13 protein-coding genes are annotated in these 16294 nt (G+C 32.6%); 1 reads left to right on the top strand and 12 read right to left on the bottom strand.

The window, feature by feature from the left end:
* Positions 1-74: 74 nt before the first annotated feature.
* A complete protein-coding gene (ychF, locus tag ACK2WN_RS06510) occupies positions 75-1172 on the top strand; it encodes a redox-regulated ATPase YchF (RefSeq protein ID WP_416155145.1) in 1098 nt (365 codons plus the stop codon).
* Between the two features lie 583 nt (positions 1173-1755).
* On the opposite strand, the gene ACK2WN_RS06505 is transcribed toward ychF, so the two are convergent.
* From ACK2WN_RS06505 to ACK2WN_RS06450, 12 genes are all read right to left on the bottom strand, one after another.
* Entirely contained in the window at positions 1756-2571 is an 816-nt protein-coding gene (locus ACK2WN_RS06505) for a 4Fe-4S binding protein (RefSeq protein ID WP_416155144.1), read from the bottom strand.
* Positions 2572-2712, bottom strand: a complete 141-nt coding sequence (locus tag ACK2WN_RS06500) for a CD1871A family CXXC motif-containing protein (protein WP_416155143.1) — start codon at positions 2710-2712, stop codon at positions 2572-2574.
* Complete coding sequence (locus ACK2WN_RS06495) at positions 2712-3245, bottom strand: TlpA family protein disulfide reductase (RefSeq protein WP_416155142.1); 534 nt, start codon at positions 3243-3245, stop codon at positions 2712-2714. The genes ACK2WN_RS06500 and ACK2WN_RS06495 overlap by 1 nt, the downstream gene beginning before the upstream one ends.
* Before the next feature lie 161 nt (positions 3246-3406).
* The gene (locus ACK2WN_RS06490; RefSeq protein WP_416155141.1) at positions 3407-4933 is read right to left on the bottom strand and encodes a hypothetical protein; all 1527 of its coding nucleotides are present in this window, start codon (positions 4931-4933) and stop codon (positions 3407-3409) included.
* 29 nt (positions 4934-4962) lie between these two features.
* Complete coding sequence (locus tag ACK2WN_RS06485) at positions 4963-5448, bottom strand: hypothetical protein (protein ID WP_416155140.1); 486 nt, start codon at positions 5446-5448, stop codon at positions 4963-4965.
* Positions 5448-6830 (bottom strand): dicarboxylate/amino acid:cation symporter, encoded by a 1383-nt coding sequence (locus ACK2WN_RS06480; RefSeq protein ID WP_416155139.1) that lies wholly within the window; start codon positions 6828-6830, stop codon positions 5448-5450. The genes ACK2WN_RS06485 and ACK2WN_RS06480 overlap by 1 nt, the downstream gene beginning before the upstream one ends.
* A gap of 541 nt (positions 6831-7371) precedes the next feature.
* A complete protein-coding gene (locus tag ACK2WN_RS06475; RefSeq protein ID WP_416155138.1) occupies positions 7372-8583 on the bottom strand; it encodes a dicarboxylate/amino acid:cation symporter in 1212 nt (403 codons plus the stop codon).
* Between the two features lie 510 nt (positions 8584-9093).
* Positions 9094-10302: a dicarboxylate/amino acid:cation symporter gene (locus ACK2WN_RS06470; RefSeq protein WP_300528685.1), complete on the bottom strand. Its 1209-nt coding sequence runs from the start codon at positions 10300-10302 to the stop codon at positions 9094-9096.
* 213 nt (positions 10303-10515) lie between these two features.
* Entirely contained in the window at positions 10516-11523 is a 1008-nt protein-coding gene (gene asnA, locus ACK2WN_RS06465; protein ID WP_416155137.1) for an aspartate--ammonia ligase, read from the bottom strand.
* 310 nt (positions 11524-11833) lie between these two features.
* On the bottom strand, positions 11834-12799 hold the full coding sequence (locus tag ACK2WN_RS06460) for a carbohydrate kinase (RefSeq protein ID WP_329998377.1): 966 nt from the start codon (positions 12797-12799) through the stop codon (positions 11834-11836).
* A gap of 16 nt (positions 12800-12815) precedes the next feature.
* A complete protein-coding gene (locus tag ACK2WN_RS06455; RefSeq protein ID WP_416155136.1) occupies positions 12816-14261 on the bottom strand; it encodes a glycoside hydrolase family 32 protein in 1446 nt (481 codons plus the stop codon).
* Positions 14262-14331: 70 nt separating this feature from the next.
* On the bottom strand, positions 14332-16257 hold the full coding sequence (locus ACK2WN_RS06450; protein ID WP_329998373.1) for a sucrose-specific PTS transporter subunit IIBC: 1926 nt from the start codon (positions 16255-16257) through the stop codon (positions 14332-14334).
* Positions 16258-16294: the final 37 nt, after the last annotated feature.

Genomic DNA, 16294 nt, shown 5'->3' with positions numbered 1-16294 from the left:
GATAAATAACGCTGAATGTATCAAGTGAAGTTTACATTTGGCTAAAAATAAAATAAAGAGAGGACGATTAAATTATGAAATTAGGTATAGTTGGTTTACCAAACGTTGGTAAAAGTACACTATTTAATGCTATAACTCAGGCTGGAGCTGAGTCAGCAAACTACCCATTCTGTACAATAGACCCTAATATAGGTGTTGTATCTGTACCAGATCCAAGATTAGACAAATTAAAAGAGCTTTACAACTCTAAAAAAATAGTTCAGACTGCTATAGAATTCTGTGACATAGCTGGACTAGTTAAAGGAGCTTCAAAAGGTGAAGGTCTAGGAAACAAATTCTTATCTAACATAAGAGAAGTTGACGCTATAGTTCACGTTGTTAGATGCTTTGAAGACCCTAACGTTGTTCACGTTGATGGTTCTGTAGATCCATTAAGAGATATAGAAACTATAAACTTAGAGTTAATATTCTCTGATATAGAAGTTCTTGAAAGAAGATTAGTTAAAACTACTAAAGCTTTAAAAGCTGATAAAACTCTTCAGGGAGAAGTTGATATATTAAACAGCTTAATGGCTACTTTAGAAGACAATAAATGTATAAGAACTATGGAATTTGACGAAGATACTGCAGCTTTCGTTAAATCATTAAACTTACTTACTTCTAAACCAGTTATATATGTAGCTAATGTTTGTGAAGATGATTTAGCAGATGACGGTACTAACAATGCAATGGTTGCAAAAGTTAGAGAATTCGCTGAAACAGAAGGTTCTGACACAGTTGTTGTATGTGCTCAGATAGAAGCAGAAATATCTGAACTTGAAACTGATGAAGAAAAGAAAGAATTCCTTGAAACATTAGGATTAGAACAGTCAGGTCTTGACAAGCTTATAAGAGCTTCTTACCACTTATTAGGATTAATATCATTCCTAACTGCTGGTGAAATGGAAGTTAGAGCTTGGACTATAAAAAATGGAACAAAAGCTCCTCAGGCTGGTGGAAAAATCCACTCTGATATAGAAAGAGGATTCATAAAAGCTGAAACAATAGCTTACGAAGACTTAATACAGTATGGAAACATGACTGCAGCTAAAGAAAAAGGTGCTGTAAGACTAGAAGGAAAAGAATACGTAGTTAAAGATGGAGATGTAATATTATTCAAATTTAACGTATAATATGAAGTTTTCGTCAATTTATTTTATCAAGTAGTTTTGAGTCCAATAACAATTAATCGCGTTCCTGGCTTCGACGCTTTCTTCGTCTAGCTCGAACTCCGTTCGAAGCAATGACGAAAGCGTCTGCAGATAGTCACTGCGATTTAATTTGTTATAGTCCTCAAAACATAGCACTTGCTAAAATAAAGTTGAGAAAACTTATTATACCGTTAGAATTTAAATAATACGGAAATACATAGTAGAAAAGCCCTCAGACGAGGGCTTTTTTTGTTATTTAAAAATATAAATATATTGCATATTATTAAACGATAGCCAATCCTTAAAACTTCTACTCTTTTTACTGCCTTACTTACGTATTTCCAGCGAATAAAATTTTAAAAGAAATTTAATAATTTTATGGGGTTGCTGCTGTTATAATGGCAACCGAAATTTTTAGTGGTGTCATATCAATTCGTCCGACAATCTGCAGACGCGGGTTTTAATTACAACAAAATAATTAACCTACACGCACGTCGAAGCCTGGAGTAGAATGATATGACCCAATAAAAAAGAGGTTGCCACTATACAGCAGCAACCCCAATTATTATTTTCTTTTAAATTTTATCGCATTTTCTTTGCAGTGAGATATACATTCCCCACATTGTACGCATTCCATGTCTCCAACTTTTTTTACATCAAGTTTACAAGTTATTGTACATGCGTTACATCCCGTACATTTATTCTCATCTATTACAAATCCAAACACAGAAATCTTGTTAAATAACCCATAGAATGCTCCAAGTGGGCATAGAAATCTACAAAATCCTCTAAATACAAACACTGTCATAACAAGAATTGTTATCATAATCCCTATTTTCCAGTTAAATAAGAATCCTGTAAGCGACTGTAACCGCTGATTACTAGACACTAAAGGTACACCTGCTTCTAGTGTTCCAGCTGGGCAAATATATTTACAGAACCCAGGCACTGACATAGTTAGAGGTATTATTACGACAAATACAACTAGTATTACATACTTTAATAGAGATAATTTTTCGCTCCATTTTCCTTTTTTTACCTTTTTAGTAGGTATTTTGTAAAGTAATTCCTGAATTAGCCCAAAAGGACATAAAAATCCACAAATCACCCTACCTAGAAGTATTCCAAAGAGTAAAAGTATTCCTATTATATAGTATGGAAATTTATACTTGGCAGATACTAGTGCAGACTGCACACTTCCAAGTGGGCAAGATCCTATAGCTCCAGGACATGAGTAGCAGTTAAGCCCAGGTACACACATTCCCTTGCTTGCTCCTTGATAGATTTTACCCTCAGCAAATCCACCTATATTGCAGTTGTATAATACCGCAGAAATTACCTGGATTAATCTTCTCTTTCTATCTTTTATCCATTCAAACATCTATCCTATTCCTATACATTCGTAGCAAATCCTATTAGCCTTGTTCATAACATCTCTAATTCCGCCATTTGAAGCTCCAACTATTATCAAAAGAACTGCTGCTACGAAAATAACCTTTCTAAGTATTTTCCCCTTATTCATTATTTTTCATAAGCCTCCGTTAAAGATCTTAAAACTCTCTTGTACTGCTCATCTGCTCCTGCAGATCCTACCATAGTTTCGTGCACTTTCCCTTCCTTATCTACAACAACTAAATAAGGAATACCGTCTGAAGGATATGTATTACATATATCCATATTTTCATCATAAGCTACTTTAAAAGTATAGTTTTTATCTTTTAAAAACTCATCGACAGTCTTTTTATCCTCACCGTAGTTTACAGCAACTATTTCTATCTTATCTCCGTACTCTTTCTGAAGTTTTTCTATCGCTGGCAATTCTTCAACACATGGTCCACACCAAGTAGCCCAAAAGTTTATTAAAACTACCTTACCTTTATTTTCTGAAAGTATAAAACTTTTTCCATTAGTTAGGTCTGCGTAAAACTCAGGTGCTTCATCTCCAACCTTAACTTCCCCTGAAGAACTTGACCCAGAATTTCCTCCACATCCAACTAAAGATAATGTCATTATTAATCCCATTAACATCGCTAAAACTTTTATTTTTTTCGACATAAATTTTCCTCCTAATCTTTTTTAATTAAATTATAATTAATTAGATTATATAATAAAAAGTACCTCAAGAATATATCCTGAGGTACTTTTTTTAATTTTTATTTAAGGATATATTTATATTATTTATATATTTAATAATTTATCCTATATATTTTGATGGATTATTTTAAATCCTGTATTTTAACACCTGTAAGTTCTCCGTATTTCTGCATAACAGTTAATATACTTTCTTTACAAGCATTTAAATTCTTTTCTTTTCCTATAGAATATCTAGCTTCTGGATTAGAAGTGTATGGCATTTCAACAAATGAAGCTATTGGAGCTATAAATCCGTCTTCATCCTTAGCATCTTTATTGAACTCGAAGAAGTATGGTGCATCTATTATAGTTGTTCCATCTTCCATTGTTCTTGTTCCTTCAAGATTAGTTAAATGTCTATCTATAAGGTTTTTGTACATATGAACTATTGGAGAGTTTTCTTCTAATATATTAGTAGTCTGTTTGTATCCCCATTTATCTGTTGTGTAAGCTCCATCTATCTGAGGATCATACATATAAACTCTTACATTATTCTTAACAGCGTACTGGTTTACAGTAGATATTATTGAACGAGTTTTTTCATTTCCAGGTCCACCCATCATTATTAGAGAGTTTCCGTCCTGATCTGTTAACCACTCTAACTGACGATATGTTATTGGATATATATTTACTTTTTCGTCTGCTTTGAATATTTCTTTTCCGTAAGAATTAAACGCATCTTTTATATATTTTTCTTTATCATAATGAGCTAATTCTATTTTATTATTTTTTATGTAGTCAAATATTTTAAGAAGATTTTTTCTGTATTCTTCTGTAACATATTTTCTAACTGGTTTTCCTTCTTTATCTAATACATCATTTCCTTCTGCATCAGTTTCTTTTACATAAAGACCTTTTTCATCACGTTCAACCATCTGTTCAAAAGCGTAAACTACTGGGAATTTTCCTCTAGCTACACCTTTACCACTATTATCTTTTACATTGTCTTTATTGTAAAGGAACATTATTGGCTGCTGTAATCTACCTACAGTAACCTCTTTACCATCTGCATTTGTGTAAGATATTGCAGTATCTGAGTCAGATGGGTATTCTATCCAGTCATCTAAGTTAGTTAAGAATCTAGATACCATTTCTCCGTACATGTAGTTGTATTTAGCCCCTACTGTGTCTTTCCCGTTAGTCATACGAACGAACATAGAACCATCTTCCCCATTGTCTACGTTAAAGTCATATGAGTATATTGTGTCTATTCCATATTTTTTTGCAAATTCATTTACAGAAGGCCCCATGGCTCTACTGTTGTGGCACCAAGAACCACTTAACTGTATAAGGAAGTTCCCTTCCTGCTGCATTAAGTTCATAAGCTGATCATAACTTATGTCTTTAAATACTATTTCTTTATCTTCAAATGTATCTACACCGTTCTGACGATCCATATCAGCATTTGAATGTCTATTGAAGTCTCCAAAAGCATATTCTTTTTCAAAATCATATTTTGGAGAAGATAGCTGAGCTTTTGTATCAGCTAAAGTTTCTTTTTTAGATGTATTTTCTGTTGTACTAGCTTCTTTATTACCACATCCCGTTAATACACCTGCAACAAGTGTAGCTGCTAGTATTGTAGATATAACTTTCTTATTTATCTTCATACTTTATTTATTTCTCCTTTCCTATTTAATTAGCACATTGGAATTGATACTTCTTCAGTAGCACCGCCACCGCCACTTGATGAATATTCTGATTCTAAAGCTACAAGGTCAGCATAGTTTTCTATTGACATATACTGGTCTTCTTTTAAGTAGTTAGTTACAACTTCTCTAGCTGCTTTTACATAGTTTTCAACGTCTGTGTTTGAATATTCTTCAACTGTTTTTCTTGCATCTGCAACTTTAGCTGCTTTTATTGCAAGTCTAGCGTATTCTATTTTTGCTTTGTCGAATTCTACTGTGTTTGATATCTTTTCTTCTAGCCCTAATTCTGGATCAAGAGAATTATAGTAGAAAACTGCACGATCTATTCTTTCTTTACATTCATCTGTATAAGCTACTTCACCTATGTTTGATATTGCTTTTTCTGTTCTATATACAGAGCATTTAGCTGAAACTATTGAAAGTATAAAGAACACAACAACAGATGCAAATAATAATTTTGTCGATTTTTTCATTAGTTGGCCTCCTTTATTTCTTCCTCTGTATTGAATATTTCGTCGTCAAGAAGTCCTGTTTTTCTTGCGACTACTGTAGCTGTAACATTAGCTGTAACAACGTTTAGTAATGTACGAGCCATGTCTGACATGTTGTTTATAGGCATTAAAAGAACAACTGCTGCTATTGGTAAATCAACCGCACTGAATAACGCAACCGCAGATACAACACCTATACCTGGAACCCCAGCACTACCCATAGCTAATATAAGTGCCATAAATCCAAGGATTAAATAATCTCCAAATCCCCAGTTCATTCCTGTAGCATTCATGTAGAATATTGCTAGTAAAACTGGCCATACACTTGTACATCCTGGCATACCTATTGTAGTACCTAGTGGTGCTGTAAAGTTGGCAACTTCTTCATCTACCCCTACTTTTTTAACTAATCTATCTATAGTTATTGGAAGTGAACCAACACTACTCTGTGTAGTAAATGCTGTAACCTGAGCATCGAAAGTCTTTTTGAAGAATTCTAATGGATTTACTTTTGCTACAAATTTTAAAAGTAATCCGTTGAATACATAAGTCTGGAAGAAACATACTCCGAATATAGCAACTAATAATAATAATAACTGAACAACAGCATCTTTATCGCTGAATAACCGGCTTGCAGATGTTGCCATTAAGCATAATACCGCAAATGGTGTACAGTCTATTATGTATGATAATATACGGAATATTATTTTCTTAACTGCTTCTACAAGATTTTTGAAGCTTGATAGTGTTTCTTCTCCTTCTTCAGAAGATATACTAACGTAAGCTACTGCTACAGATACCGCCATAACTATTATTGCTACGACATTATCTTCAGATAAATCTTTTATTACGTTTGTTGGGAATAATCCAAGTAAAACTTCATTTAATGAAGTTCCCATGTCTTTATATGCATTTACAGTAGTATCAGTAACGGCTGCTATATCAGCAAATACAGCTCCTCCACCTTTACCAATTCCTGTAATTACACCAACTAACATAGTTACTACTATAGCTCCAACAGCTGATAATAATAACCAGACTACTGATTTAACACCGATATTTTTCATTTTTTCTTTATCGTTTAGTGTTATAAATCCTGAAATTACTGAAATTAAAACAACTGGCGCAACTAGTGCTGTTATTAGATTTACATATACCTGACCGATTAAATCTAACCATACTAGATACGTGTTCCCCTCTGATGCGAATACTATACCTATTACTCCACCCATTACCATACTTATTAGTATGACAAATGTCCAGTTTACCTTATAAGATATTTTTACAAGGGCTTTGAATAAAAGTAATGTAATAGATAATACTAAAAGTGAAATCCAATTCACACTTGCTATTACGTCTATCATTTTTCAACCTCCTTTATTTTATGTCTTTGTTTTATGTTTTCTCTTAAAAAATGACTTTTTCATTATAACTTCAAACTAAATAAAATTCAAATAGATTTCATCTATATTCTTAAATTAAATTAGTTTTTACTAGTTACCGTTTTCATAAATTAACACTTGCATTTTTTAGTTTAAACAGATATTTCAGTACAACTTTTTATCATTAGTTTTTTTTATCATTAATATAAGCATTTTCAATGTATTTAAACAAAACTTTTTTCTCATTTAAATATTTTTTTATTTTTTTACTTTTGAATGAATCATTATTCATACGTGCAAATTTCTGTATTTATGTATATAAAAAATCTATAAGTGTATAGTTTTTATTTGAATTAAAGGGTAATTTTATGTAAATTTAACAAAACTTTTACCTTTATTTTTATATAAATTCGTGACATTATGAATTTTAATTTCATTTTTTACATAAAAAATAAGCCCCCTCCCGGTATCCGTATATACCGAGAAGGAGCTTATATTAAAAGTCTTTTGGGTTTTCTATTTTTTATACTTCTTTTTTATTTTTGAATAGTTTGTCGTTTATTCTATCAACTATAACTGCTATTGCATTATCTCCTGATACGTTACATGCTGTTCCGAAACTATCCTGAGTTAAGTATAGAGCTATCATTAATGATGCTAATCCACCTTCTGATGGTATACCAACCATTGGTAAGAATGGAAGTGCTGACATTATTGCTCCACCTGGTGCTCCTGGTGCTGCAACCATTGCTACACCTAACATTGCTATATATGGTAATAATACATTAAATCCATGAGGCATATTATTCATCATTAAAACTGCTGTTGTGAAGCAAGTTATTGATATCATTGATCCTGATAAATGTATTGTTGCACATAGAGGAACAACAAATTCTCTTATCTGTTTAGAAACTCCATTCTTTTCTGCACATTCTACGTTTACTGGTATTGTTGCTGCTGAAGACTGAGTTCCTATAGCTGTTAAGTAACCAGGCACCTGATTTTTTAACATTGTGAAAGGATTTTTCTTTCCTATAGCACCAGCAAATGAGAACTGGCATATTAAGTATATGAAGTGTAGAGGTATTACTGTTACGAATACTTTCCAGAATACTCCTAGTATGCTCCAAACCTGTCCTGCATAAGCTATGTTAGCAAATGTACCTGCTATGTATAATGGTAATAATGGTATTATTATTGTTCCAAGAGTTGCTGTTACTATATCCTGGAAATCATTGAAGAATTTATAAAGAACATCGCCTTTACCTTTATTTCTTAATGAAGATATACCAAGCCCCATCATGAATGCAAATACTATAGCTGCAGTTACGTCTACCATTGGTTCTAATGGTATTGAGAATATTGCGCTTAACTGACCTGCACTTGGGTCACCTATTTTACTTGCTACTTCTGCATTTATAAAATTAGGGAATAATGTTGACGCTACTATGAATGCTATTGTTCCCGCTATTAAAGTTGAACCATAAGCTATTCCTGTAGTTATTCCTAATAATTTACCAGCACCTGTTGCTAGGTCTGCTATACCTGCTGTTACGAATCCGATTATTATAAATGGTATTACAAATGATAAGAATGATGAGAACAGTCCACTTATTGTTACTAATACCTGTATTACTGGTGCTGGACAGTATGTCCCGATTATGATACCTACTATAATCCCCATGATCAGTTTAGGGACTAGACCAATTTTTTTCTTTTTCTTTTCTTCTGCCATTACTCTTTCCTCCTACTCATATTTTTAGGCTTTATTTTAATCACTACTGAATTTTAAATATTAGCAATATAATTTCTAGATATATATTTTCCCGTTTAGACTTAATTTATTTAAATAATTTTTATATCTTAATTCAGTTGTGAATAAAAAACGTTTTTTTATGTTTGTACGCTTTATTGTATCACGTTTTAAATAACTATGAAATAGTTTTCATAATTTTTTCTTATAAATATTTCTTATAATGCTATAAAAAAAGTCGAACTACATAGTTCATAAATGTTGAAACTAAGCAATCCGACTTGTTTTTTTATCTACAAAAATTTAATAAGAACGATAATTTTAAATTATCAAAAAATTTATTTTATTCCATTATCATCAAATTCTCTACTCTTTTTATTAAGTTTTATTAAGTTTTATTATGTTTTACTTATCATTATATATTAATTTCTATAATTTTTAACATATATTTATTGTTATTATTTTATCTTAATTATATATTTTATCAATAAATTAAGCTTCTTTAGCTTTGAATAATTTATCATTTATTCTATCTATTATAACTGCTATTGCGTTATCTCCAGATACATTACATGCTGTTCCGAAACTATCCTGAGTTAAATATAAAGCTATCATTAATGATGCTAATCCACCATCAGAAGGTATACCAACCATTGGTAAGAATGGAAGTGCTGACATTATTGCTCCACCTGGTGCTCCTGGTGCTGCAACCATTGCTATACCCAACATTGCTATGAATGGGAATATAACACCTGGGTTATGAGGCATGTTATTCATCATTAAAACTGCTGTTGTGAAGCAAGTTATTGATATCATTGATCCTGATAAGTGTATTGTCGCACATAGAGGAACAACAAATTCTCTTATCTGTTTAGAAACTCCATTCTTTTCCGCACATCCAACGTTTACTGGTATTGTAGCTGCTGAAGATTGAGTACCTACTGCTGTTAAGTAACCAGGTATCTGATTTTTTAACATTGTAAATGGATTTTTCTTTCCTATAGCACCAGCTATACTGAACTGGCATAGTAAGTATATTAAGTGTAGAGGTATTACTGTTAAGTATACTTTCCAGAATATTCCAAGTATATTCCAAACCTGTCCTGAATAAGCTATGTTAGCAAATGTTCCAGCTATGTATAATGGTAATAATGGTATTATTACTGTTGATAGTGTTGCTGTTACTATATCCTGGAAATCATTGAAGAATTTGAAAAGTACTTCACCTTTTCCATGATTTCTAAGATATGATATCCCAAGACCCATCATAAATGCGAATACTATTGCTGCTGTTACATCTACCATTGGTTCTAGTGGTATTGAGAATATAGCACTTAGCTGTCCTGCACTAGGGTCACCTATTTTATCTGCTACTGCTGATGTTATGAATTTAGGGAATAATGTTGATGCTACTGTAAATGCTAAAGTACCAGCTATTAAAGTTGATCCATAAGCTATTGCTGTAGTTATTCCTAATAATTTACCAGCACCTGTTGCTAAATCTGCTATACCTGCTGTTACGAATCCGATTATTATAAATGGTATTACGAATGATAAGAATGATGAGAATAATCCACTTATTGTTACTAACACCTGTATTACTGGTGCTGGGCAATAAGACCCAATTATAATACCTACTATAATCCCTATGATCAGTTTAGGGACTAGACCTAATTTTTTCTTTTTGTTTTCCTCTGCCATCGCTTTGTCCTCCTGTTTTTTTAGTTTTTTTAGCTTTGGTCTTTATCTTAATTCATTTATGAATTATGAACTGAATAAAAAAACCGAGCCTACATACAGTTTCACTTCATAAAACAATGTAGCTCGGTTCGAGTTCGTATTTAAATAAATTTAATCTTAGTAATATCCACTACAATCAAATTTATTATTTGTATTCGATTTACAATGTCGCATTTATAATAATTTTATACCTGCTTTTTCACATGCTTCAATCTGATCTTTAGGCCATATTCCAACCTGAACTTCACCTATATGTGCTTTTCCTAAGTAATACATACAAATTCTAGACTGACCTATACCTCCACCTACTGTGTAAGGTAGTTCTCCGTTTAAAAGCATTTTATGATAATCAAGCTCTCTTCTGTCGTCGCATCCAGCTAATGTAAGCTGTCTGTCTAGACTTTCTTCATCAACTCTTATACCCATAGATGATAATTCTATAGCTTCATCTAGGATAGGGTTGTAGAATAGGATATCTCCATTTAGCTCCCAATCATCATAGTCAGGACTTCTTCCATCGTGTTTTTCGCCATTTGAAAGAACTTTCCCAATCTGCATTATAAATACAGCACCATATTCTTTTACTGCCTCATTTTCTCTAGCCTTAGCATCTAAGCCTGGATATTTATCTAAAAGTTCCTGAGATGTGATAAATGTTATCTCTTCTGGAAGTATCTCAGGTATGTGAGGGTAAAGAGAACATACGAATACTTCTGTATCTTTAAATACTCTATAAAGCTTTTCTACTGTTTCTTTAAGCGTTTGTACATTTCTATCTTCTTTGTTTATAACTAATTCCCAGTCCCACTGGTCTACGTATAAGGAGTGTAAATTATCAAGTTCTTCGTCTTTTCTTATAGCATTCATGTCGGTGTATAGTCCGGAACCTGCTGAGAATCCATATCTCTTTAATGCCATTCTTTTCCATTTTGCAAGCGACTGAACTATCTCTGCATTTTTGTTGTTTAAGGATGGTACATTGAAATTAACAGCCTTTTCTACACCATTTAAGTTGTCATTCATACCCGTTTCTGGTAAAACGAATAAAGGTGACGATACTCTGGTTAGGTTAAGTTCTCTACTTAATCTTAACTCAAAATAGTCTTTTAGTTTTTTTATTGCTATCTGCGTTTCCATTATGTCTAATTTATCTTTATAATCTTTAGGTAATTTTAATCCCATGACTTACACTCCTCCTAATCTGTTATTTGTTTTAATTGTTTGATTTTTAGATATAATAAACTTTAATTTTTCATTTGTCAAGAAATTAGACAATTTTCTGATTTCTTTATTAACATTTTATTATAACTTTTTTATTATTATTTAAAGAGGAAATACTTTTTCTCACTTAATTTTATCTATATATCTATTGATTATCATTTAATTTTTATTTTTTTTAATTTTTTTTACTGTATTTTCTGAATAGTAAATTCATAATATATTATTATTAAAAGGACTGTTGCATAATTTACAACAGCCCTATCTAATATTTTTAATTGTTTTCCATAAATTTTACAGTATCTTCCATATTTGCATAAGACGCAAGAGCACCCTGTTTCTGAGTAGTTAAAGCTCCATATGCGTTGGCAAATTTTACTGCATCGTAAATAAACTCTTCTGGTAACTCTTCAAGTCTGCCTTCAAAGTCCGCAATTTTGTATAATAACGCGGCTATAAACGAATCTCCAGCCCCAGTAGTATCTACAGCATCTACTTTGTATCCATCGTGCTTTGCAACCGCTTTTTTAGTATAAACTTCTGCTCCATCTGCACCTTTTGTATATACTACAATTTTACATTTATCTAACGCAAATAAATCTTCTAAAGCATCTTCTATTTTCTGCTTTCCTGTTATAAATTCTAGCTCCTCATCAGAAATTTTTATAATATCTGCATAAGGTAAAAATTCTTTAACAGCAGCTTTTAAATCCGCCTCATTTTCCCAAAGAGAAAATCTTAGATTTGGATCAAAGCTTATAATCATTCCCTTTTCAGAAGCCTTTTTAATAAGCTCTATATGAGTATTTTTCATAGGGCTTTCTTTTAGTGAAACACTGCAGAAATGAAGTATTTCGCAATCATCTAGTACATTTTCATCTAACTCAGAAAAATCTAGTGATAAATCAGAGCAATTTCTTCTGTAGAACATAAAATCTCTATTTCCATCTGCAGCAAGCGAAACAAATGCAAGAGATGTATCCGCATCGTCAGTTCTTATTACAGAATCTGTTTCTATTCCAACTTCTCTAAGAGTTTCCTCGATATAATCTCCAAAAGCGTCGTTACCTAGCTTAGTTATCATTTTCGCACGTCCTCCAAGCTTACAGAATGCACCTGCAACATTTGCTGGAGCTCCTCCTGCAACTCTTTTAAACGTAACAACATCTTTTAATCTCTGTCCTTTTTCCATAGGCACAAAATCTATAAGTGCCTCTCCAACTGCACACAACTTTTTCATATCAAAATCCCCTTCTCTAAAATTCATCAATTCCAAATACTATTTTTTTCATATCGTACATACAAACTTTTGCTAATCCATCTAGTTTTTCAAATCCAATTTTTTGAGCTCCATCTGTGTATGCTCTAGTTGTAAACACAATTTCTCCATCATTTATAAATATCTCAAACGCAGATGTATCAGAGTATACGTCTATATTTCTTATCTCGTCGCAGTAAGCATATCTAGCATCTCTACCACATCCACTTTCTCCCATATTTAACTCAATTAAACCTTTAGATTTATCAAAAGATAAACTTATATCATTTCTTAAATTTAATTTAAACTCATTGCATTTTTCAAACTCAGCACATAGCTCAAATGAAAGATCTTCTACTTCTAAATCTTTAAATTCATCAGCTGCAAATGTACGCATATTTCCCCTCAAGGCTTTTATTTCCTCTACAGGTCTTTGATATATTATACCATCTTTTAATATCAATTCTCTAGGCATAGTAAGTGCGTGCTGCCATCCATTTTCAGTAGTTCTATTAGTATAATCCGCATCTGGAATACCCATCCAACCTACAAGAATTCTTCTTCCTGACTCATCTTCAAAACTCTGAGGTGCGTAGAAATCAAATCCATAGTCTAATAATCTAAATTCAGATAAATTCACGTCTTTAGACGCTAAATCTCCACTCATTATAAAATATCCGTTCTGGTGGACATTTTTGTAAATATATCCCTCTTCTGGAACCCCCTGAGGACAAGTTACAAGCACAGTTTCTCCATTTAAGTCAAATAAATCAGGGCACTCCCACATATATCCAAATTTTTCATCGCTGTATATTACAGTATGGCATTCCCAGTTTTTTAAATCTTTCCCTTTTAAAACTAATAAGCAACCTGTACTATTATCATCTCTTGCACCTAGCACCATGTAGTCTATACCATTTTTGTGATAAACTTTAGGATCTCTTACATGTAGGCTTAAATTAGATGGAAAATCTGTGTTAGTCATTATCAATTCCTTTTCACTAAAATTAAACCCATCTTCACTACTACAAGCTATTAAATTCTGTTCTCTACCAGTCATTATGTAATCGTAATCACCATCTAAATGTTTAACATTTCCTGTATAGAAATAGTTTATCTTCCCATTTCTAACTACCGCACTTCCTGAATACACTCCGTTTTGGTCGTATCTAAAATCCGGATATAAAACAGGTTCATGTTCCTGATATTTTATGAAATCCTCTGTCGTTATATGTCCCCATAGTTTCAGTTTTCCATTTACATCAAAAGGAGAATACTGATAGTAAATATGGTAAACTCCATCAAATTGGCATAGTCCATTTGGATCATTTACCCAACCACTTGTAGGCATTATATGGTAATTTAATCTATCCTTATCCTTTGCTGCCAGTTCTCTAAGTCCTTTATTTTCTTCCCAAACTTTTCTAAATTCTTCTATGTTCATTTTTATCTCTCCAATTTTTTAGTCTTTCTAATTATTCAAATATGTATCATCTGTTAATATAATGCATAATTTATTCAAATATTATATCTTCAGTAGTACATTCACCCTGTTTTTTAAGTTCTAACTCTTTTTCAGATTCAGTTATAACCATAATAACTTCTGATGAACAACCAGATTTTTCTACAAAATCTTTATCAAAACTTATTAATAAATCGCCTTTTTTAACCTTCTGATTTGACTCTAAATTAGCGTCAAATCCATTTCCTTCTAGTTTTACGGTATCTATTCCACAGTGAATTAATATTTCTGCTCCAGCATCGCTTTTTATACCACATGCGTGTCCTGTTGGGAATGTAAACACAACCTCTCCATCTACTGGCGCATAAACATTTCCGTCGTGCTCAGTTATTACAACACCATCTCCCATAGCTTTTGATGAGAATGCTGCATCTGATGAATTCTCTATATCTTTTACAACACCGTTCATTGGGCTGTATATTTTTTCTTCTTTTACTTCTTCTATTCCATTTGCTTCAAGCATTTTTTCTGCTGCATCTTCTTCTTCAGCAGCTTCTTTTACTTTTCCATTTTTCATGGATTCTCTCTTAGCAAGTATAAATGTTAGTCCAAATGCAACTGCAAATGCTATTAATCCACCTATTGCAAAGAATCCCCAGTTCTGAATTGGTATTGATATAAATCCTGGTATACCTGCAGCTCCCTGTGCTATTGCTAATACATGGAATGCCGCTAAGAATGCACTACCACAAGCAGATCCTATTATAGCTGCTATGAATGGGTATCTAAGTTTTAAAGTAACACCAAACATTGCTGGCTCAGTTATTCCAAGTAATGCTGAGATACCTGCTGCACTACAAACTGATTTCATTTTTTCGTTTTTAGTTATCCAAAGAACTGCTAAAACTGCAGCACCCTGAGCTATATTGTTCATTGAAGCTGTTGGGAATATGAAACTTCCTCCAGTAGTCGCTTTAGCTGCTATAAGCTGAGTTTCTACTGCTATAAAACTGTGGTGCATACCTGTCATTGTTATAGGTGCATATAATAAACCAAATATTCCTCCACCTATAAATCCTAAAGTATTGTACATCCAGCTAAGTCCAGCTGCTAAATAATCCCCTGCACTTCTCATTATTGGCCCTATGAATAAGAATGTTACAAATCCTGTGATTAATGTTGTTAAAAGAGGAGTTGTTAAGTTATCTAACCAAGTTGGAGTTATTTTGTGTAATCTTTTTTCTATAGCAGACATTATCCAAGCTACAGCTAAAACTGGAAGCACTGTTCCCTGATATCCTGCCATAGCTATATGTAATCCAAATATATCCCAGTATGGAATTTCTGTAGCTGTTCCAACTGCATAAGCATTTAATAAATCTGGATGAACCATTATCATCCCCATTGCTGCCCCTAAGAATGGGTTACCGCCAAATTTTTTACTAGCTGAGAATCCAAGTAAAACTGGTAAGAATGTAAATGCTGCACTTGAGAATAGATTTACCATTGATGCTATTCCCGCAAACTGAGGATATAAATCTATAATTGATTTACCTCCTGCGAAAAATGCCGCAGTAAGTACATTGTAAAGTCCCATCATTAACCCACCTGCAACTATTGCTGGTATTATTGGGACAAATATATCACTTAGTCCTTTAACTGCTCTCTGTAGAAGATTTCCTTCCTGTTTAACTTCTTCATCTTCTTTTGAATTTTTATTTTCACTACTTAAATTTGCCTGTTTAACTACTTCTTCGCAAACAAGGTTTACTACACCTGATCCTAATATTATCTGATACTGACCATTTGTGTAGAATGTTCCTTTTACTGCATCGATTTCTTCAAGACCTTTTTCGTCTACAATGTTTTTATCTTTTAATACTAATCTTAATCTTGTCGCACAGTGTTGTGCTGATTTTATATTTTCTTTACCACCTACGCAAGAGATTATATCTCTAGCAACAACTGAATAATTCATAAATCGTTTTCCTCCTGTTCATATTTAATAATGGTAC

Source organism: Peptacetobacter sp. AB800 (genome assembly GCF_047807365.1).
In the GTDB taxonomy this organism is placed as follows: domain Bacteria; phylum Bacillota; class Clostridia; order Peptostreptococcales; family Peptostreptococcaceae; genus Peptacetobacter.
Note: the sequence above shows the minus strand (reverse complement) of the source record. Positions and strands in the feature narration are given on the sequence as shown.